We start from the raw sequence: 17821 nt of genomic DNA on the forward strand, positions 1-17821 counted from the left end.
CTGTTCTTACGGCGTCTGAACCGAAGCCTGCTGCCCGTCAGCCGCCTGCGCCGTGAGGATGGTCTGCGTGAACGGGCCCTTGTCGACCACTGCGGTGTCGGGGCTTCCGGCGACCGAGCGGGCGCCCAGCGCGACACGGTCGGCACCGGCCTTCTCGAGGATGTTGTTCTCGCTCATCGGGCGCGGCGCGGGGCCGCCGAACAGCGCCTGCACGGCCTGCTGCTGCGCGCCCTCGGCGGTCAGCGAGGCGGTACCGGGCTTGGGCGGGGTCAGGCTGTAGTCGGGCGGGATCACCAGCGGCGCGTTGCGCGCCACGCGGAACTCGTCGAGCTTGGTCCCGCCGCTGCCGCCGCCGCCGAACAGCGCACAACCCGAGGTCGCCAGCGCCGCCGTCGAAAGGGCAAGGAGGGTCAGGAACTTACGCATCGTCAAGCTTCTCCGTGGGGTTCGGTTCGCGAACCAGGAAGGCCCGCAATATCAGGATCGCGACGCCGATGCTAATGCTCGCATCGGCGACATTGAAGACCAGAAACGGGCGGAAATCGCCGAAATGCAGGTCGAGGAAGTCGAACACATAGCCGAGCCGCGCGCGATCGACGATATTGCCGAGCGCGCCGCCGAGCACGAGGCCGAGCGCGATCCGGTCGCCGCGCTTCTCCTCGCGCGTCAGCCACCAGGCGACAACGCCGGCGATGACGGCGGTGCCCGCGACCAGCAGCCAGCGGCCATGATCCGAGCCCGCGGTCAGCAGACCGAGCGAGATGCCGTAATTGTGGACCCGGGTCAGTGCGAAGATCGGCAGCAACTCGACGCTCTGCCCCTGCTCGACAAGGCCGAGCGGGCCGGCGGCGAGCCACTTGGTCAGCTGGTCGACGACGAACAGGACGCCCGCCAGCAGGAAACCGTCGCGGCCCTTCATTGCACCACCTCCGTGCAGCGATCGCACAGGTCGCCGTCTTCCTTCACTTCGGGCAGGTGCCGCCAGCAACGGCCGCACTTCTGATAGTCGACGCGGTGGGCGACGACGGCGGGTCCTTCGACCACGGTACCGGTGTCGACCATGACCTCGGAGACGATGAACAATTCGGCGAGGTCGTCCGAGGAGAGCATCGGGCGGTCGGCGGCGTCGGGCAGGCCGATCGCGACGCGCGCCTCGAGGCTCGAGCCGATCACCTTCTCGCGCCGCATCGGCTCGATCTCGGCCGTCACCTGCTCACGCAAGGCGCGATAGCTCGCCCAGATCTCGAGCATCCGCGGGTCGGCGGCGTCGGGGAGCTCGGGCCATAACTCAAGGTGCACCGACGGCGCATCGGGATAGCGGGTGGCCCACACTTCCTCGGCGGTGAAGACGAGGATCGGGGCGAACCAGCGGACGAGCGCGTGGAACAGGGTGTCGAGGACGCTGCGATAGGCCATGCGCTTCGGATCGGTGGCCGCATCGCAGTAGAGGCAGTCCTTGCGGATATCGAAGTAGAAGGCGCTGAGGTCGTTGTTGCAGAAGTCGCCGAGCGCCCGGGCGTAACCGTTGAAGTCGTAGTTCGCGACCGCCTCGCGCAGGTCGGCGTCGAGCTTGGCGAGGAGCGCGAGCATGTAGCGCTCGAGCTCGGGCATCGCCGCGACGTCGGTGACCCGCTCGTCCTCGCCGAAGCCCTCGAGCGCGCCGAGGAGATAGCGGAAGGTGTTGCGGATCTTGCGGTAGCTGTCCGAAACGCCGGCGAGAATTTCCTTGCCGATGCGATGATCCTCGGTGAAGTCGACGCTCGCCACCCACAGGCGAAGGATGTCGGCCCCGGTTTCCTTCATGAGGTCCAAGGGATTGACCGTGTTCCCAAGGCTCTTGGACATCTTCATGCCCTTGGAATCCATGGTGAAGCCGTGGGTCAGCACCGTGTCGTAGGGCGCCCGGCCGCGGGTCCCGCAACTTTCGAGGAGCGACGACTGGAACCATCCGCGATGCTGGTCCGAGCCCTCGAGATAGAGGTCGGCGGGCCAGCTTTCCTCGGGCCAGTGACCGCTTTCGAGCGTGAATACGTGGGTACAGCCGCTGTCGAACCAGACGTCGAGGATGTCGGTGACCTGCTCGTAATCGTCGGGGTTGCGGCCTTCGCCGAGGAAATGCTGGGCAGCGCCGTCGGCGGTCCAGGCGTCGACGCCCTTTTCACGCACGGCGGCGACGATGCGGGCGTTCACTTCGGCATCGACCAGATACTTGCCGGTCTTGCGATCGACGAAGAGCGTGATCGGCACGCCCCACGCGCGCTGGCGGCTGAGCACCCAGTCGGGGCGGCCCTCGACCATCGACCCGATCCGGTTGCGACCCTTGTCGGGGACGAAGCGGACGCGATCGATTTCGGACAGGGCGCGCTGGCGAAGCGTCGTGCCGCCCTCGATCGGCTGGTCCATGCCGACGAACCATTGCGGGGTGCAGCGGTAGATGACGCGCGCCTTGGAGCGCCACGAGTGCGGGTAGCTGTGCCTGAAGTCGCCCGCGCTCAGCAGCGCGCCGGCTTCGCGCAGGTCGGTGAGGATGGGGCCGTCGGGGCCGTTGAACTTGGTGTTGATGACCGAGCCCTGCCCGCCCAGCCACGGCCAGTCCTCGCGATACTTGCCATCGCCCTCGACCGCGAAGACGGGGTCGATCCCGACCGCCTTGCACGCCTCGAAATCCTCCTCGCCATGGTCGGGCGCCATGTGGACGAGGCCGGTGCCGGCGTCGGTGGTGACGTGCGGCGCGGGGATCAGCGGGCGCGGCTTGGCGAAGAAGCCGCCAAGGTGGTGCATCGGGTGGCGGGCGATGGTGCCGGCCAATTCTGAACCGTGATGGAAATCTTTAATCGCCCAAATGAAAGGCGAGAGCGCATCCGTTCCAAACTCCGGAGCGACACGCTTTAGAAAGGCATCCTTCAGCTCGGTCGCTACGAGATATCGCGCGAGCACCTTATCTTCAAAGTCCGCCTTCTCGACGAGAACGTAATCAATGTCCTCGCCGTAAGCGATCGCCTGGTTGACCGGGATCGTCCACGGCGTCGTCGTCCACACTACCGCATGGGCACCGACCAGCTCGGGGATCGGGCTCTCGACGATCTCGAAGGCGACGTCGATCTGGGTCGAGACGACGTCCTCATATTCGATCTCGGCTTCGGCCAGCGCGGTCTTCTCGACCGGGCTCCACATCACCGGCTTCGCGCCGCGGTAGAGCTGGCCCGATTCCGCGAATTTGGTCAGCTCGGAGACGATCGTCGCCTCGGCCTCGAAGCTCATCGTCAGATAGGGCTTCTTCCAGTCGGCGAGGATGCCGAGGCGCTGAAACTGGCCGCTCTGCACGTCGACCCAATGCTGGGCATAGGCGCGGCATTCGGCGCGGAATTCGGCCGGGGGGACCTCGTCCTTGTTGCGCTTCTTCTTGCGATATTGCTCCTCGACCTTCCACTCGATCGGGAGGCCGTGGCAGTCCCAGCCGGGGACGAACGGTGCGTCCTTGCCGAGCAGCGACTGGGTGCGGACGGCGAGGTCCTTCAGCGTCTTGTTGAGGACGTGGCCGATGTGGATGTCGCCGTTGGCGTAGGGCGGGCCATCATGGAAGATGAACTTCTCGCGGCCGGCGCGGGCCTCGCGCAGCCTGGCGTAGAGGTCATCGCTCTGCCACTTGGCGAGGATCGCCGGTTCCTTCTGCGGCAGGCCGGCCTTCATCGGGAAGGCGGTCTTGGGCAGAAAGACGGTGTCGCGCCAATCGCGCCTTGCTGGGGTTTGTTCGTCCGACATTTGGCGGCGGCTCTAGCGGGCGAGGCCTAGAGCAGCAACCGCCGCGCCTCGGCTTCGTCGCGCTGCATCTGGACGGTGAGCGCATCCATGCTCTCGAAGCGGCGCTCGGGGCGGAGGAAGTGGTGGAGCGCGACCTCGATCTCCTGGCCGTAGAGGTCACCCGACCAGTCGAACAGGAAGGTCTCGAGAAGCTCGACCGGCGGTTCGAAGGTCGGGCGGACGCCGGCATTGGCGACTCCCGCGACCTCGGTGCCGTCGGGGAGCCGCGCGGTCACCGCATAGATGCCATAAGCCGGGCGCTGATAGTCGCCGAGCACCATGTTGGCGGTCGGATAACCCATGGTGCGGCCGCGCTTGTCCCCGTGCTGGACGACGCCCTGGATCGCGAACGGACGGGTGAGGAGGCGGGTCGCGGTCGCGGTGTCGCCCTCGGCGATGGCGCGGCGGATCCGGCTTGAGCTGACCGGCTGGCCGTCGATCGTCACCGGGCCCACCGTCTCGGCGGAGAGGCCCATCCCCTCGCCCACCGCGCGCAGCACCTCGACATTGCCGCCGCGCCGCGCGCCGAAGGTGAAGTCCTCGCCCGTCACCACCGCCGAGGCGCCGACGTCCTCACGCAGCAGGCGGACGAAATCCTCGGCGCTGGTCGTGGCGAGCCGGTCGTCGAAGCCGAACACCAGCATGGCGTCGGCCCCCGCACCGGCGAACAGCGCTTCCCGCTGGTCGAGGCTGGTCAGCCGGAATGGCGCGGCGTCGGGCTGGAAGAAGCGAACCGGATGGGGATCAAAGGTGGCGACGATCGCCGGCCGCCCCGCGTGGGCCGCCCGCGCCACGGCGCGCCCGACCACGGCCTGATGGCCGAGGTGGAAGCCGTCGAAATTGCCAAGGGCGACGACGGCATCGCGGAACGCTTCCGTCATGCCGGTGCCGGGGGTAAGGCGCTGCATCTCGGGCTCGGCTGTAGATGCAAGCGCAAGCCTCCGCTAGTGAGCCGTTGACTCTCTCGCACCCGCAGCATATTTGCGCCTCATCCCGTTCCTCCGGTCCCGGCGGCGCTTTCTTGCGTCCGCCGTTTTGGCGTTAGCTTCGGACCGGAATGCGGGAGTCAGCGACGAGATGGGTGGGCGTCGTGCCTGCCCGTGGAGCTAACACGAAGGAAAACGACACCACATGGCTCGTATTGCCGGGGTCAACATCCCCACCAACAAGCGCGTCGAGATCGCGCTCACCTACATCCACGGCATTGGTCGCACCAAGGCCAAGGAAATCGCCGCCAAGCTGAACATCGCTTCGGACCGCCGCGTCCAGGACCTGTCGGACCAGGAAGTCCTCCAGATCCGCGAGACGATCGACGCCGATCACACGGTCGAGGGTGACCTCCGCCGCGAGACCGCGATGAACATCAAGCGGCTGATGGACCTGGCCTGCTATCGTGGCCTGCGCCACCGCAAGGGCCTTCCGGTCCGCGGCCAGCGCACGCACACCAACGCGCGCACCCGCAAGGGCAAGGCCAAGCCGATCGCTGGCAAGAAGAAGTAATCTTCTTCGTCATCGCAGCTTCACGTCCTTCGAGCATCGCGCTCGGGACGAACGGATAAGGATAGTAGGATATGGCACGCGAACCCCAGCGCCTTCGGCGCCGCGAGCGCAAGAACATCTCGGCTGGCGTGGCTCACGTCAACGCGAGCTTCAACAACACCATGATCACCATCACCGACGCGCAGGGCAATGCGATTGCCTGGTCGAGCGCCGGCATGATGGGCTTCAAGGGTAGCCGCAAGTCGACTCCCTACGCCGCGCAGGTCGCGGCCGAGGACGCCGGCAAGAAGGCCGCCGACCACGGCGTCCGCACCCTCGAGGTCGAGGTCAAGGGTCCCGGTTCGGGCCGCGAGAGCGCGCTTCGCGCCCTCCAGGCCGTCGGCTTCCAGATCACCTCGATCCGCGACGTGACCCCGATCCCGCACAATGGTGTCCGTCCGAGCAAGCGTCGCCGCGTCTAAGCGCCGGCGACCTCGCTCTCGTACCCAATTGAACCTCCCGGGGATCGGACGCGATCCCCGCTCTGCCAAGGAAGCAAAATGGCCGTCAACGCAAAGAACTGGCAGGAACTGAAGAAGCCCAACGCGCTGGAGCGCAAGGTCGCCGGCGACGCCCGCCGCAAGGCCGTGTTCGTCGCCGAGCCGCTCGAGCGCGGGTTCGGCATGACGCTCGGCAACTCGCTGCGCCGCGTGCTGCTCTCCAGCCTCCAGGGCGCCGCGATCACCTCGATCAAGATCGAAGGCGTGCTGCACGAGTTCTCGAGCCTCGCGGGTGTCCGCGAGGACGTCACCGACATCGTCCTCAACGTGAAGCAGATCGCGCTCAAGTTCGAGGGCGAGGGTCCGAAGCGCCTTCACCTGACCGCGACCGGTCCGGGCGAAGTGACCGCGGGCCAGATCCAGACCTCGGGCGACATCGAGATCACCAACCCCGATCTCGTCATCTGCCACCTCGACCAGGGTGCGACGCTCAACATGGAGCTGACCGCCGACGTCGGTAAGGGTTATGTCGCCGCAGCCGCCAACCGTCCGCTCGACGCGCCGATCGGCCTCATTCCGATCGACGCCCTCTACAGCCCGGTCCGCCAGGTCGCCTACAAGGTGGAAAACACCCGCGTCGGCCAGGAGCTCGACTACGACAAGCTGACGCTGACGGTCGAGACCGACGGCACCGTCTCGCCGGAAGAGGCGATCGGCTATGCCGCGCGCATCCTGCAGGACCAGCTCGCGCTGTTCGTCGGTTTCGACGACCAGAGCTACCGCGCGGCCTCGCCGATGATCGGCCAGGCGATCCCGTCGGCGGCCCCGATGGGCGGCGGCGCGGTGCCGGAGACCACCGACACCAACCAGCTCAACCGCTACCTTCTCAAGAAGGTCGACGAGCTCGAGCTGTCGGTCCGTTCGGCCAACTGCCTCAAGAACGACAACATCATCTACATCGGTGACCTCGTCCAGAAGACCGAGGCCGAGATGCTCCGCACGCCGAACTTCGGCCGCAAGAGCCTCAACGAGATCAAGGAAGTCCTTGCCTCGATGGGCCTGCGCCTCGGCATGGACATCCCCGGCTGGCCGCCGGAGAACATCGAAGAGATGGCCAAGAAGCTCGAGCAGGAAATGCTCGGCTAAGGCTCACGGGTCCCGGCTTCGGCCGGGACCGCCAAGGGTAAGGGCGGTGCCCTCGATCACCGCCTGGCTGGACCTACCTCGAACGGGGTCCTGACGAACGAAGAAGGAAGAACATCATGCGTCACCGCGTCGGCCATCGTAAGCTGCAGCGCACCTCGGCCCACCGCGCGGCCATGTTCCGCAACATGGCGGCCGCCCTCATCAAGCACGAGCAGATCACCACCACCCTCGCCAAGGCGAAGGAGCTTCGCCCGTACACCGAGAAGCTGGTCACGCTCGCCAAGAAGGGTGGCCTGTCGAACCGTCGCCTCGCGCACGCCCGTCTCCTCGACGACGTGCAGCTGGTGAAGCTGTTCGACGTGCTGGCCGAGCGTTACGCCGGCCGCAGCGGCGGTTACTGCCGCGTCGTCAAGGCCGGCATCCGCCAGTCGGATGCCGCCCCGATGGCGATCATCGAATTCGTCGACCGCGACGTCTCGGCCAAGGGCCAGGATTCGGGTCCGGTGATGATCGACGACGAGGACGATCAGCAGGCCGCCTGAGCCGCTGAGCGCCAGAAACAGGAAGGGCCGCTCCGGAAGATCCCGGGGCGGCCCTTTTCGTTTGTGCGATGCCCGGAGGCCCGTCAGCGGCGCGGGTAGCCCGGCTGCGGCACGTTCGCGGTTGCCCGCGCGATCTCGTCACCGGCGCGGTTGAGGGCGTCGCGGATCACCGGCAGCGTGCGGACCATCGCCGCCCCGCCCTGCTTCACCGCGCCCTTGCCCGCCTCGATCTCCTGGTCGAGCTCGCGCTCACTTGCGCCGGTCACCGAGCGGACGGTGCGCGCGCGGTCGGCGCGGGTCGCCGGACGGCCTTCCACCGCGGCTTCGACCTCGCCCACCGGCAGGTTCATGAACGCCCGCGTGACGGCGCCGACCATGTTGCCGAGCTGGTCGAGCGTGCGCGGATCGCCGAGCTCGGGCGGCAGGCCGGCCGCCGGCGGCGCGGGCAGCGGATAGGGTTGCGGATAGCTCTGGGCGGCGGCAGGCGCGGCGACCGCACCGAGCAGCGCCAGGCACATCAGGCGATGCATCATGGTTCTGTCCTTCGAATCAGCCAGTTATGACCGAAGGCGATAGCAGACGGACCTTGGCCCTGCCTGAACGAGAAGTTCAGCGCATCCCCAGCCAGACGAGCGCCGCGGCGCCCGCGACGATCCGGTACCAGGCAAAGGGCGCGAAGCCGTAGCGGGTGACGACCGCGATGAAACCCTTCACCACCGCGACCGCGACGACGAAGGAAATGACCGCGCCGAGCCCGATCCACTGCAACATGTCGCTGTTGAGCTGGTCGTGATGCTTGGCGAGCTGGAGCACGGTCGCGCCCGTCAGTGTCGGCACCGCGAGGAAGAAGCTGAATTCGGCGGCGGTGCGGCGGTCGACCCCGAAGCTCATCGCGCCGAGGATGGTCGCGCCCGAGCGGCTGACGCCCGGCACCATCGCGAGGCACTGGACGAGGCCCACCGCGATCGACTGTTTGAGGCTGACACCGCTGATGCCGCCCGTGGGCTCGGTCTTGGCGAAGCGCTCGACCGCGAGGATCGCCACCCCGCCGATGATCAGCGACCAGGCGACCACTGCGGCGTTGCCGAGGAGCGCATCGACGAAATCGTTGAGTGCCAAGCCGACCACCACCGCCGGCAGGAAGGCGACGAGGAGGTTGCGGGTAAAGATGACCGCGCCATGCTCCCAGCCGAGGAGCCCGCGCGCCACCGTCCAGAAGGTGCGCCAGTAGAGCACCACGATGGCGAGGATCGCGCCCGGCTGGATCGCGACGTTGAACAGGGCCCAGCGGTCAGCGTCGAACCCCATGAGTTCGGTCGCGAGGATGAGGTGCCCGGTCGAGGAGACGGGCAGATATTCGGTCAGGCCCTCGACGATGCCGAGGATGACCACCAGCCAGAGGATCGGCATGGCCTAGCCCGCGCTCGCCTGCGAGCGACGGCTGGCGAAGCGGCCACCTTCGTGGAAGCGGTCGAGCCATTCGGGCGCCACCGCCGAGAGCGGCGTGGGCTCGATCCTGAAGGCCTCGAGGCCCGGGCCGGTCGCGACATTGTCGCGCTGTAGCATGATCCACTGGTCGCGGCTGATCGGCGCCCCGGGCAGGAAGCTGAGCTTGCTCATCAGCGCGCCGACCGCGTTGGGCAGGTCGATGATCGTGGGCTTCTGTCCCGCCGCCTCGGCGATCCGGGCGTTCAGCTCGTGCATGCTGAACACGTCGGGTCCGCCGAGCTCGAAGGTCTGACCGGCGAACTTCTCGGGCGCCTGCGCCGCGGCGGCGATCGCCTGGCCGAGGTCGCGGGCGTAGATCGGCTGGAACTTGGTCCTGGCGCCAAGCACGGGGAGCACCGGCAGGCGGCTCATCGCGGCGAAGCGGTTGGTGAATTCGTCTTCGGGCCCGAACACGACGCTCGGGCGGACGATTGTCGCCTGCGGGAAGGCCGCCTTCACCGCCGCCTCGCCCGCCGCCTTGGTGCGGGCATAGCGGGACTCGCTGTCGGCCGAGACGCCGATCGCGGAGACATGAACGAGGCTCCGTGCGCCGCCCGCGGCCGCGAGTTCGGCGATTCGGCCGGGCGCCTGCCCGTGGACCTGGTCGAGCTTGCCGGCGAACGCGCCGACGAGGTTGATCACCCCCCAGGCCCCCTCGACCGCCGCTTCGAGCGTCTGCGGCCGGGTGAAATCGGCGCGGACGAGGTCGAGCTGTCCGACGGCGGCCAGCGGCTGGAGGAAGAAGGCATTGCGGGGGGTTCGCTGGGCGACGCGCACCCGCACGCCCGATTTGAACAGGGCCTCGCAGACGTAGCGGCCGATGAAGCCGCCGCCGCCGAATACCGTGATGATGCGCTCTCGCCAGTCTGACGCCGTCATGATGCTCGCCCTAGCCGCGACGACGCGGAGCGACAAGGCGCGTCGCGGCACGGTTGACAGCCCTGCCTGCTCCCCCCTAGGGGCATCCGCCTACCGGCGAGAAATCGCGAACAGCTCCTGTGCCCAGGTGGCGGAATTGGTAGACGCACCAGCTTCAGGTGCTGGCGCTCGCAAGGGCGTGGAGGTTCGAGTCCTCTCCTGGGCACCATGGCACCAGCCGAGCGCGGCGGGCTTCGAGCAAAACCTTCTTTGTCGAGATACTCCGAGCCACCCAGGCCCTGAAGATTGGCTTGCGTGGCGCTCGTTCCTAGGCCGATCGAATGCCGCGGCGGACGCGTTGGCTGTGGCCGACTTGGGCCTGCAGTCCTTCGGCGATGACCGCGAGCGCGGCCTCGGGTTTGCAGGTCGCGCCGCAGACGAAGATGTCGATGGCGGCAAACGCGTCCTCGGGCCAGCTGTGGATCGAGATGTGCGATTCCGCGAGCAGCGCGATTCCGGTCACGCCCTGCCCTTCGCCGAAGCTGTGCAGTCGGACCTCGAGCACCTTGGCGCCCGCCGCCGCCGCCGCGCGGCGCAGGATCCGCTCAATGAGGTCGGCGTCGTCGAGACCCTTGCCGCCGTTGAGGTCGGCGATGAGGTGCACGCTGTTCCAAGGCTGGTGGCCACTCATGCCAGCGTCTCGAACGGGTGGCCGAGATGGCGCATCGCCGCTTCGGCCGCGCTGACCCCCGCGTGATGCGCTTCCTCGAACAGCGACAGACCGCCGACGTCCGAATGGGCGAGCATCAAGGGTGGCCGTACCGCCTCGTCCATCCGCGCGGGCGCACCGGCCATGAAGCCGGGCACCGGGCGGATCATCGCATGGCCCCAGCGCCAGACGTCGATCCGTTGAATCGCGCCGGCGAGCTCGGGATGCAACTGGAGGAGGTCGTCACGCACCAGCGCCTGCCAGCTTCCGAGCGTTCGTTCCAGCAGCAAGCGGCGGGCGTCCCGCGGTGCCATGGTCGACAGCGGCAAGTACCAAGTGAGGACAGTCGGCCCCGCGGCGGCGCTCGAACTCTGGTGGGTCGCGACGACGTAGCCGAGCGATTCGCTGGCGGTCGAGACATTGTCCCAGGCGAGCGGCGCCCCCTTCCCCCCCGGCGGGCGCGAGACCGTGACGTTGGCGACCACCCATGGGGCGTAGCTCTCCCCTCCGCGCGCGACACGCTCCGGGGCGACCCGGGCCGCAACGAAATGCGGCATGGCGAGGACGGCGGTGCCGGCGCGGATCCGGCGGCTCAGGCCCGCGCGATGATCGAAGACGTCGATGAGCACTTTCGCCCCCTCGACCTTCGCCCGGAAGACGCTCTGGCCGGTCGCAAGGTGCGGCGCGACGCGCTCCGCCATCAGCCGCACCAGCCGCTGATTGCCTTCGGGCCACGTCAGTTCGCGGTCACCGTCGCCATTGGCGGCCCAGCCGCGGCGCGCGGCGAAATAGTGGATGCCGGCCCATGCCGAGACCTGATCGGGCTCGGTCCCGTAATCGTCCCGGCAGCAATAGCGGACGTAGGCGCGCAGCAAGGGCGAATGCCAGCCTTTCGCGTCGAGCCAGGCGGCAAAGCTCATGCGGTCGAGGGCGCGAAAGGAGGGATCGCGCGATGAATAAGCGCTCGGGACCGCGAAGGCGGGCTTGCCGTCGGCACCCACCGCCTTGCCGAAATTTGCCATCGCTGCACCGAATGCCTCGCGCTCGGCCCGATCGGCGGCGCTCAGCCCGATGGCCGGATACAGCCCCTCCTGCCACTCGCCACGCCAGAACAGGCGCTCCTCGAGGTCGGCGCAGAGCTGATAGGGGTCGTAGACCGGCGCGCCATCGCGATCGCCGACGATCATGCCGAACTGGCGCAGCATGTGCTGGAGCGCTCTGGCCTCGCGGTTCGGGATGGGCAGATAATGCGCCCCGAGCGGATAAGCGGAGACGGCGTTGCGCCCGCCTCGGGCATTGCCGCCGGCTTGGTCCTCGAGCTCGATGAGGCGGAAATCGCGGAAGCCGGCGTCGGCCAGTCGCCATGCGGTCGCAAGGCCAGCCACCCCGCCACCGGCGATGAGCAGCGGCACATCCTCGACCGGACCGGTGGGTTCAGGGAAGCGACCGTCGCGAAGCTGATGCCCGCGCCGCAGGTCGGCCCCGCCAAGCTCCCCCGGCATGGGCGCGGCGTCGGCGGTGCAGCCGGAGACGGCGAGCATGCCCGCCCCCGCCCCGGCGGCCGCGAGCAGGCCCCGCCGGCTGATCTCAGCCTTCATAATGCGACCATTCCTGCGAGAAGGACCGCACCAGCGCCTGGTTGTCGAGCCGGTTCACGGGCGTCGGCACCCGCGCCATGTCGGGCGCGAAGTCGAACATCATCCGCTCGCTCGCCGGGGTCAGGAAGCGGAGGTTGGGCGGAAGCCGGACGGCATCGCCGATCGGCCGGCGCGCGGCCATGGTGAACCCCCATTCGCCGAAACTCGGCACGTAGGCGTGGTAGCCGCGCGCCTGGAACCCCGCCGCCTCGAGCGTGCTCGCCACGGTCCAGTAGCTCCGCGGCGCGACCAGCGGCGAGGTGCTCTGGACGCTCATCATGCCCTCGGGCTTCAGGAGCCGCGCGACCTCGCGGTAGAAGCTTTCGGTATAAAGCTTCCCGAGCGAGAATTCGGTGGGATCGGGAAAGTCGATCAGAATGGCATCGAAGGCCGCATGTGGCTGGCGCACCCAGCGGAAGGCATCGGCATTGACGACCTGAAGCCTTGGCGAGGTCAGCGAGCGTTCGTTGAGCGCGCTCAGTTGCGGCGTGTTGCGGAACAGCGCGGTCATGGCGGGATCGAGATCGACGAGGGTCACGCTCCGCACGCGTTGGTCGCGCAACACCTCGCGCGCGGCGAGCCCGTCGCCGCCGCCCAGGATCAGCACACGGGCGGGGTTCGCGACGCGCCCGAGCACGGGCCAGACCAGCGCCTCGTGATAGCGATATTCGTCACGCGAGGAGAATTGGAGGTTGCCATTGAGGTACAGCCGCAGGTCGTTGTCGCGGCGGGTGAGGACGATCCGCTGATAGGGGGTCGAGCTCGCGTAGATGACGGGCTCGTTGTAGAAGGCGACCTCGGACCAGCGCTGGATCTTCTCGGCCCAGGCCATGCCCGCGACCAGGCTCGCCGCGCTGAGCAGGGCGGCGACCAGCTCGAGCCGCATCCGCCGCTCGCGCCGAAGGACGACCAGCAGCGCGATCGCCACGGCGACGTTGAGCAGCCCGAACAGAAAGCCGGTTCGGATGAGGCCGAGCTTGGGGACCAGCAGCAGGGGGAACAGCAAGGACGCCACCAGCGCACCGACATAATCGTAGGTCAGCACGGTCGAGACCAGCTCGCGCAGCGCGAAGCGGTGGCGCAGGATGCGGATCAGCAGCGGGATCTCGAGCCCGACCAGGATTCCGATCAGCAGCACCAGCCCGTAGAGCGCGACGCGAAAATCGCTGGCGTAAGGGAACAGCAGGAACAATGCGGCCGCAAGCCAGCCGCCGACCAGCGCCAGCAGCACCTCGACCCGGACGAACGCGAGCAGTTCGTCCTCGCGGATGTAGCGCGACAGCCAGCTGCCGATCCCCATGGCGAAGAGATAGGTGCCGATGACGGTCGAGAATTGGGTGACGCTGTCGCCGAGCAGGTAGCTGGCGAGCGTTCCGGCGAGCAGCTCGTAGATGAGGCCGCAGGTCGCGACCACGAACACGGAGAAGAGGAGGATGAGGGCAAGGCGGGGCTGTCCGTCGTCGACCCTTTCCTCGGCGAGGTCAGCCATGAACCGCCGCGGCGATGATCGTCGAGATGCCGATGGCGACCGAGCCGGCGAGCAGGGCCACCGCGAGGTTCTTCCGCTCGATGATCTCGCGCCACAGGTCGCCCGGGGTCAGCTTGTCGACGAGGACGAAACTGAACACGAAGATGACGATCCCCATGAAGGCGTAGAGCAGGGTCGCGAGGAAGGTGTTGATGGAAAGCATGGCCGCATGTCCTCCTTATTTGTGGGTTGGGCCGTAGAAGCCGGACGAGCTGCGCCGGCTTCCGTCGGCGAACGGAGACCAGGCGTAATAGCTCGCGGCGACCGAGGCGGTGAGCATGGCGAGGCACCAGAGCGCGAAGAGGAAGACCCGGTTGCTCACCGCCGGTACCCGCTCTTCGATGCCTGCGCCTTGCGCCACATCCAGACGGCGATCGGCGCGAAGATCAGCAGCATGAACATGGCCATGTTGCCGAAGAAGACCCCGCCCGGGGTGATGGTGAAGCGAAGATTGATCGATTCGGGCGCACTGCCCCAGCCGCTTCCGTCGCCCGAGGCCCAGGACGAGCTGGTCGATGACGAATAGCTCGAACTGCTCCAGTTCTGGGCCTTCGCCTCGACCATCACGTCATAGGTGCCCGCCGGCACGCTCGCGAATTTCGTGGTCTCGCGGCGGCTGCCTTCGGTCCAGTTTCCATCGCTGTCGCGGCCGGCATAATATTCGACAATCCCGTAGGCATCGATCGCCTGCTGGGTCCGCCGGTCGACCAGGCTGTAGTCGAGGTCGACCCACTTGTTGACGAACTGGTCGCCGCGCGCGGTGATCGTCACGGCCTGATAGGGGCGCTTCAGGGTCACCGTTCCCAGCATCATCGTGCGCGCCGGCTCGCCGGTGTAGACGGTCATGCTCTGGCTCACCGACCCGCGCGACATGCCGAAGAAGATGCCGATCACCAGCAGGAGGAAGCAGGTCGCGATGGCGATCCCGATCATCTTGCTGAGGTCGTCACCATCGCTGGCGCGCTTGACCGGTGTCAGGCCCTGCGCGGCTGACGCCGTGCGAGGGGAGGCGCTGGCCTTGCGGCCGAACTGGCGCGGTCCGCCGCCGGTCGCGGGCCCCGCGGAGGGGGAAGCCGGCGCGGGGTCGGCAAAGGACGCGCGGACCGCGTCGCCGTCGGGCAATTGCTCGGTCAGCGTCCAGTTGACCTCGTCGGCGCTCCGTTCCCACGACAGCGAGGAGCCGCCGCTGGAGAAAGTCGTCGCCTCGACCGTGTCGCCGGCGCGGACCCGCCAGTAGAATTCGCCGACAACCGAATTGGTGCGGGTGGTGACGGGCGCATAGTCGAGGAAGAAGCGGGTGCCGTCGAGCGTGACGACGTCGTCGCTTTCGGTCACCGGATTGCGGTTGAGCGCGGTTCCCAGCGACCATTCGCCGTCGGCCTCGATCAGCCAGCGATAGCCGGCATAAGGATTGAACAAAAGGTATTCAGTCCACGAGGCGCCGTCGTCGGAGCGCTCGAGCCGGCCGATCACCTCCCATTCCGTCCCGACCAAGGTTCCGCGCGCGCCGAGCGGCAGGTCGCCGGCCGAGGCGGCCTGGTGATATTCGGTGATGAGCCGGACGTCAGGATTGGTGACGTCGAGCTCGGAGCCGCAATATTGGCAGGCGACGGTGGTCGAATAGCCCGCCGCCTTGATCGCGATCGAGCCCCCGCAGCTCGGGCAATTGATGAGCCGGGCCGCGCTCATCGATAATTCGCCGGCATCGGCCAGCCCTCGATCGAACGGAGGTTGCGCGGGTTGAGTTCGGCCAGCGAATGATAACGGCCTTCATAGGCCATGACGCCCTGCGCATCGCGCTGGACGCTCAAGGCCCCGCCGGCGGTGTCGCGAAAGTCGATGCTGGTCATGGTCCAGTCGGGCGGGGTCGGGAATGGCAGGTCGCCCTCCCCGCCGAGGCAGCGCGCTTCCTTGACGTCGGTCACGCTATAGTCGTCGATGCGGTCGCCGACCCGGAAGGCCTCGCCGCGCGCGAACCGGTCGACGAGGGGATGGCTGTCGAGGTCCGGGCGCTCGCGCAACAGCATGTACTGGCCCATGGCCTCGCCCAGCCAGCGCGCCTTGCCGTCGCCGCAGGACAATAGCCACTCGTTCCAGCTGCCGTCCTGCCAGCCCCAGCGGACGCGTCCGACCACCTCGAAGGTGAGCCCATCGACGGCGCCGCTCGTGCCGAGCTGGATGGGCGAGACGTCGAACGGAAGCACCGCCGACTTGCCGATGTCGCTCAGGCCCTCGCCCTGCCGGAGCAGGACCGAATGACAGTAACCGCACACCGCATAGGGCATGGCGGCCGAGCGCAGCGGCACCTCGGCGCCGCAAGCGGGGCACGAGAGGGCGGTCATGCTACTTGAGGCGCGCCAGCAGCTCGGTCTTCTTGCTGTCGAACTCTTCCTGCGTGATCGCGCCCGCGGTCAGCAGACGGTGGAGCTTCTCGATCAGCTCGAACGGATCGCCCGCCGGCGCGGCGGCGGCAGCCGGGGCGGCCGCTTGCGTGCCTTGGCCGAGGCCTTGCGCCATGGTCGCGCCGATCGCCGCGGCGGCGCCCATGCCGGCGCCCATGCCGGCAAGGCCGCCCTCCTGGCCCGCCGCCTTCTCGAGCGCCTCGGCCGACTGGAACTTGGCGTATCGATCAAGGTCGCCGATGACGCGCATCGAGCTGCCCTTGTCGAGGTGGCGCTGGACTTCCTCAGGCAGCGACACGCTTTCGACGAAGAAGCTGAGGCAGCCGATGCCCCAGCGCTTGAAGCTTTCCTCGACCGCGCCGCGCAGCGTGTCGGACAATTTCTGCTGGTTGGCCGCGAGGTCGAGGAAGGGGACGCCGCTATTGGCGATCCCGGTCGCAATCGCAGTCTGGATCGCGCCGCGCAGCGTCTGCTCGATGTTGCCGACCGACAGGCCGGGCAACGTGCCGAGCAGGTTGTAGGCGAATTCCTGCACGTCGCTGATCGCGATCGAATAGCTGCCGAAGGCGCGGATCCGCAGCGCCCCGAATTCGGCGTCACGGACGGTGATCGGCTGCGGCGTCCCCCATTTCAGCCCGGTCTGCTCTTTCAGCGAGAAGAAGATGATGTCGGACTTGTGGGGGCTTTCGAATGCCTTGTCCCAGTTGCGCAGGCTGGTGATGAACGGGAAGTTCGCGGTGTCGAGCGTGTGGAGACCCGGGCGGAAGAATTCGACCAGCTTGCCTTCGTCGAAAAAGGCCGCGGTCTGGCCCTCGCGGACTGTCAGCTGCGCACCGTTCTGGATTTCCTGATCGGGAAAATAGACCCGCCAGGCGAGCTCGCCCGGCTCTTCCTGCCACTGGATGACGTCGATGAACTGCTTACGCAGGAAATCCAGGACCATGATCTCTCCCCCTTCCGCTTACTTCGCGGGCTGGTGGCCATGATTGCCCAAGCTTCATGCACCAGCAAGCCGCGAGTCTCGCGGAACGGGAAGAAATTCGACGAGCGACCGCTAGAGCGCGGCGCGGACCAGCCGGCGAGTGCCCTCGGTCGCCGTGCCGAAGACCAGATGCGAGGCGAGCGCATAGAGGTGGGTCTCTGGTTTCGCCTTCCACGGCGCGTCGCCGAGCCCGGCGGCCGGTACGCCGACCTCGTCGAAGATCAGCGCCGTTCCCAGGCCGAACAGCGCACCGCCGCCCTCGGTGATGTCGGGATAACGCTCGGCGAGCGCGCCATAGCTGGCGCCCAGAACCGCACCGAAGGCATAGTGAACCGCTTGGCCTGCCATGGGCCTGCTTTCCTTGGGCACCGGCGCACCGGTGGCGGCCTCGGCCAGCCGGTCTGCCGCCTTCTCGGTCGCGGGCTCGCTGTCGGATGGCGGCTGCATCTTCGACAGGAGGCGCTGTGCGAGGTCCATGGCGAAGGAGGCGGCAAGCCCGGCGACGAGGCCGGCGGCCGCGCCGCGCAGGAGGTCAGGGTTGGTGGAGGGGCGCGTCTGGTCCTTGCTCACGAAAAATCCTTCTGAAGTTTTCCCGTCAACCGCCGCGGCCACGGCACTGTTCCTACCTTTCTGCCAAATGAATGACCGTTGTTAGGCGGTAGCAACCAATCGCGCCGCGGAGGGGTTCTATGGTCCTGATCCCCCGATTGTGGAGCCGGACTTGCGGATATTGTCGATCGCGCTTGGTG

At 67.7% G+C, this 17821-nt stretch carries 20 protein-coding genes and 1 tRNA gene; 5 read left to right on the forward strand and 16 right to left on the reverse strand.

Features of this window, described 5'->3' with window-relative positions; translation table 11 throughout:
* Window positions 1-6: 6 nt before the first annotated feature.
* Genes ABD693_RS06005 through ABD693_RS06020 form a run of 4 tightly spaced genes read right to left on the reverse strand, consistent with a single transcriptional unit; the run spans window position 7 to window position 4709 of the window.
* Window positions 7-426: a DUF3035 domain-containing protein gene (locus ABD693_RS06005; protein WP_344696114.1), complete on the reverse strand. Its 420-nt coding sequence runs from the start codon at window positions 424-426 to the stop codon at window positions 7-9.
* Window positions 419-919, reverse strand: a complete 501-nt coding sequence (gene lspA, locus ABD693_RS06010; protein ID WP_344696115.1) for a signal peptidase II — start codon at window positions 917-919, stop codon at window positions 419-421. Before lspA ends, ABD693_RS06005 begins: the two co-directional genes overlap by 8 nt.
* Window positions 916-3762, reverse strand: a complete 2847-nt coding sequence (gene ileS / locus ABD693_RS06015; protein WP_344696116.1) for an isoleucine--tRNA ligase — start codon at window positions 3760-3762, stop codon at window positions 916-918. Before ileS ends, lspA begins: the two co-directional genes overlap by 4 nt.
* A gap of 26 nt (window positions 3763-3788) precedes the next feature.
* Entirely contained in the window at window positions 3789-4709 is a 921-nt protein-coding gene (locus ABD693_RS06020; protein WP_344696117.1) for a bifunctional riboflavin kinase/FAD synthetase, read from the reverse strand.
* A 223-nt stretch (window positions 4710-4932) separates the two neighbouring features.
* On the opposite strand from ABD693_RS06020, the gene rpsM reads away from it, so the two are divergent.
* From rpsM to rplQ, 4 genes are all read left to right on the forward strand, one after another.
* Window positions 4933-5301 (forward strand): 30S ribosomal protein S13, encoded by a 369-nt coding sequence (gene rpsM, locus ABD693_RS06025; protein ID WP_344696118.1) that lies wholly within the window; start codon window positions 4933-4935, stop codon window positions 5299-5301.
* A gap of 71 nt (window positions 5302-5372) precedes the next feature.
* Window positions 5373-5762: a 30S ribosomal protein S11 gene (gene rpsK, locus ABD693_RS06030; RefSeq protein WP_344696119.1), complete on the forward strand. Its 390-nt coding sequence runs from the start codon at window positions 5373-5375 to the stop codon at window positions 5760-5762.
* A 78-nt stretch (window positions 5763-5840) separates the two neighbouring features.
* Window positions 5841-6926 (forward strand): DNA-directed RNA polymerase subunit alpha, encoded by a 1086-nt coding sequence (locus ABD693_RS06035; protein WP_344696120.1) that lies wholly within the window; start codon window positions 5841-5843, stop codon window positions 6924-6926.
* A gap of 116 nt (window positions 6927-7042) precedes the next feature.
* Window positions 7043-7468: a 50S ribosomal protein L17 gene (rplQ, locus tag ABD693_RS06040; protein ID WP_344696121.1), complete on the forward strand. Its 426-nt coding sequence runs from the start codon at window positions 7043-7045 to the stop codon at window positions 7466-7468.
* A gap of 83 nt (window positions 7469-7551) precedes the next feature.
* Here rplQ and ABD693_RS06045 read toward each other — a convergent pair whose 3' ends face one another.
* The 3 genes from ABD693_RS06045 to ABD693_RS06055 form a co-directional block, all read right to left on the reverse strand.
* Entirely contained in the window at window positions 7552-8001 is a 450-nt protein-coding gene (locus ABD693_RS06045; RefSeq protein WP_344696122.1) for a hypothetical protein, read from the reverse strand.
* 76 nt (window positions 8002-8077) lie between these two features.
* The gene (locus ABD693_RS06050; RefSeq protein WP_344696123.1) at window positions 8078-8878 is read right to left on the reverse strand and encodes an undecaprenyl-diphosphate phosphatase; all 801 of its coding nucleotides are present in this window, start codon (window positions 8876-8878) and stop codon (window positions 8078-8080) included.
* Window positions 8879-8881: 3 nt separating this feature from the next.
* A complete protein-coding gene (locus tag ABD693_RS06055; protein ID WP_344696125.1) occupies window positions 8882-9835 on the reverse strand; it encodes a complex I NDUFA9 subunit family protein in 954 nt (317 codons plus the stop codon).
* Window positions 9836-9956: 121 nt separating this feature from the next.
* Here ABD693_RS06055 and ABD693_RS06060 point away from each other — a divergent pair.
* A tRNA-Leu gene (locus tag ABD693_RS06060) sits at window positions 9957-10043 on the forward strand.
* A gap of 99 nt (window positions 10044-10142) precedes the next feature.
* Here the strand turns inward: ABD693_RS06060 and speD are convergent.
* The 9 genes from speD to ABD693_RS06105 form a co-directional block, all read right to left on the reverse strand.
* On the reverse strand, window positions 10143-10505 hold the full coding sequence (speD, locus tag ABD693_RS06065) for an adenosylmethionine decarboxylase (RefSeq protein WP_344696126.1): 363 nt from the start codon (window positions 10503-10505) through the stop codon (window positions 10143-10145).
* On the reverse strand, window positions 10502-12121 hold the full coding sequence (locus tag ABD693_RS06070; RefSeq protein ID WP_344696127.1) for an NAD(P)-binding protein: 1620 nt from the start codon (window positions 12119-12121) through the stop codon (window positions 10502-10504). Before ABD693_RS06070 ends, speD begins: the two co-directional genes overlap by 4 nt.
* Entirely contained in the window at window positions 12111-13649 is a 1539-nt protein-coding gene (locus ABD693_RS06075; RefSeq protein ID WP_344696128.1) for a polyamine aminopropyltransferase, read from the reverse strand. Before ABD693_RS06075 ends, ABD693_RS06070 begins: the two co-directional genes overlap by 11 nt.
* Window positions 13642-13851 (reverse strand): DUF350 domain-containing protein, encoded by a 210-nt coding sequence (locus ABD693_RS06080; protein ID WP_344696129.1) that lies wholly within the window; start codon window positions 13849-13851, stop codon window positions 13642-13644. Before ABD693_RS06080 ends, ABD693_RS06075 begins: the two co-directional genes overlap by 8 nt.
* A gap of 15 nt (window positions 13852-13866) precedes the next feature.
* A complete protein-coding gene (locus ABD693_RS06085) occupies window positions 13867-14010 on the reverse strand; it encodes a hypothetical protein (RefSeq protein ID WP_344696130.1) in 144 nt (47 codons plus the stop codon).
* Window positions 14007-15377 carry a DUF4178 domain-containing protein gene (locus tag ABD693_RS06090; protein ID WP_344696131.1) on the reverse strand — a complete coding sequence of 457 codons (1371 nt, stop codon included), beginning with the start codon at window positions 15375-15377 and terminating at the stop codon, window positions 14007-14009. The genes ABD693_RS06085 and ABD693_RS06090 overlap by 4 nt, the downstream gene beginning before the upstream one ends.
* Entirely contained in the window at window positions 15374-16030 is a 657-nt protein-coding gene (locus ABD693_RS06095; protein ID WP_344696132.1) for a DUF4178 domain-containing protein, read from the reverse strand. Before ABD693_RS06095 ends, ABD693_RS06090 begins: the two co-directional genes overlap by 4 nt.
* A gap of 1 nt (window position 16031) precedes the next feature.
* Window positions 16032-17033, reverse strand: a complete 1002-nt coding sequence (locus ABD693_RS06100) for an SPFH domain-containing protein (RefSeq protein ID WP_344696133.1) — start codon at window positions 17031-17033, stop codon at window positions 16032-16034.
* 111 nt (window positions 17034-17144) lie between these two features.
* Entirely contained in the window at window positions 17145-17642 is a 498-nt protein-coding gene (locus ABD693_RS06105; RefSeq protein ID WP_344696134.1) for a DUF1440 domain-containing protein, read from the reverse strand.
* Window positions 17643-17821 lie beyond the last annotated feature (179 nt).

It is taken from the genome of Sphingomonas rosea (assembly GCF_039538065.1).
GTDB lineage: Bacteria > Pseudomonadota > Alphaproteobacteria > Sphingomonadales > Sphingomonadaceae > Sphingomicrobium > Sphingomicrobium rosea.

Excerpts from the sequence above, each read along its gene's own strand:
- ABD693_RS06090 (WP_344696131.1), bottom strand. The coding sequence starts at position 15,377 with ATGAGCGCGGCCCGGCTCATCAATTGCCCGAGCTGCGGGGGCTCGATC.
- ABD693_RS06070 (WP_344696127.1), bottom strand. The coding sequence starts at position 12,121 with ATGAAGGCTGAGATCAGCCGGCGGGGCCTGCTCGCGGCCGCCGGGGCG.
- rplQ (WP_344696121.1), top strand. The coding sequence starts at position 7,043 with ATGCGTCACCGCGTCGGCCATCGTAAGCTGCAGCGCACCTCGGCCCAC.
- ABD693_RS06050 (WP_344696123.1), bottom strand. The coding sequence starts at position 8,878 with ATGCCGATCCTCTGGCTGGTGGTCATCCTCGGCATCGTCGAGGGCCTG.
- ABD693_RS06020 (WP_344696117.1), bottom strand. The coding sequence starts at position 4,709 with ATGCAGCGCCTTACCCCCGGCACCGGCATGACGGAAGCGTTCCGCGAT.
- ABD693_RS06045 (WP_344696122.1), bottom strand. The coding sequence starts at position 8,001 with ATGATGCATCGCCTGATGTGCCTGGCGCTGCTCGGTGCGGTCGCCGCG.
- ABD693_RS06095 (WP_344696132.1), bottom strand. The coding sequence starts at position 16,030 with ATGACCGCCCTCTCGTGCCCCGCTTGCGGCGCCGAGGTGCCGCTGCGC.
- rpsM (WP_344696118.1), top strand. The coding sequence starts at position 4,933 with ATGGCTCGTATTGCCGGGGTCAACATCCCCACCAACAAGCGCGTCGAG.
- ABD693_RS06005 (WP_344696114.1), bottom strand. The coding sequence starts at position 426 with ATGCGTAAGTTCCTGACCCTCCTTGCCCTTTCGACGGCGGCGCTGGCG.
- ABD693_RS06055 (WP_344696125.1), bottom strand. The coding sequence starts at position 9,835 with ATGACGGCGTCAGACTGGCGAGAGCGCATCATCACGGTATTCGGCGGC.
- ABD693_RS06075 (WP_344696128.1), bottom strand. The coding sequence starts at position 13,649 with ATGGCTGACCTCGCCGAGGAAAGGGTCGACGACGGACAGCCCCGCCTT.
- ileS (WP_344696116.1), bottom strand. The coding sequence starts at position 3,762 with ATGTCGGACGAACAAACCCCAGCAAGGCGCGATTGGCGCGACACCGTC.
- ABD693_RS06100 (WP_344696133.1), bottom strand. The coding sequence starts at position 17,033 with ATGGTCCTGGATTTCCTGCGTAAGCAGTTCATCGACGTCATCCAGTGG.
- ABD693_RS06035 (WP_344696120.1), top strand. The coding sequence starts at position 5,841 with ATGGCCGTCAACGCAAAGAACTGGCAGGAACTGAAGAAGCCCAACGCG.
- ABD693_RS06080 (WP_344696129.1), bottom strand. The coding sequence starts at position 13,851 with ATGCTTTCCATCAACACCTTCCTCGCGACCCTGCTCTACGCCTTCATG.
- speD (WP_344696126.1), bottom strand. The coding sequence starts at position 10,505 with ATGAGTGGCCACCAGCCTTGGAACAGCGTGCACCTCATCGCCGACCTC.
- rpsK (WP_344696119.1), top strand. The coding sequence starts at position 5,373 with ATGGCACGCGAACCCCAGCGCCTTCGGCGCCGCGAGCGCAAGAACATC.
- lspA (WP_344696115.1), bottom strand. The coding sequence starts at position 919 with ATGAAGGGCCGCGACGGTTTCCTGCTGGCGGGCGTCCTGTTCGTCGTC.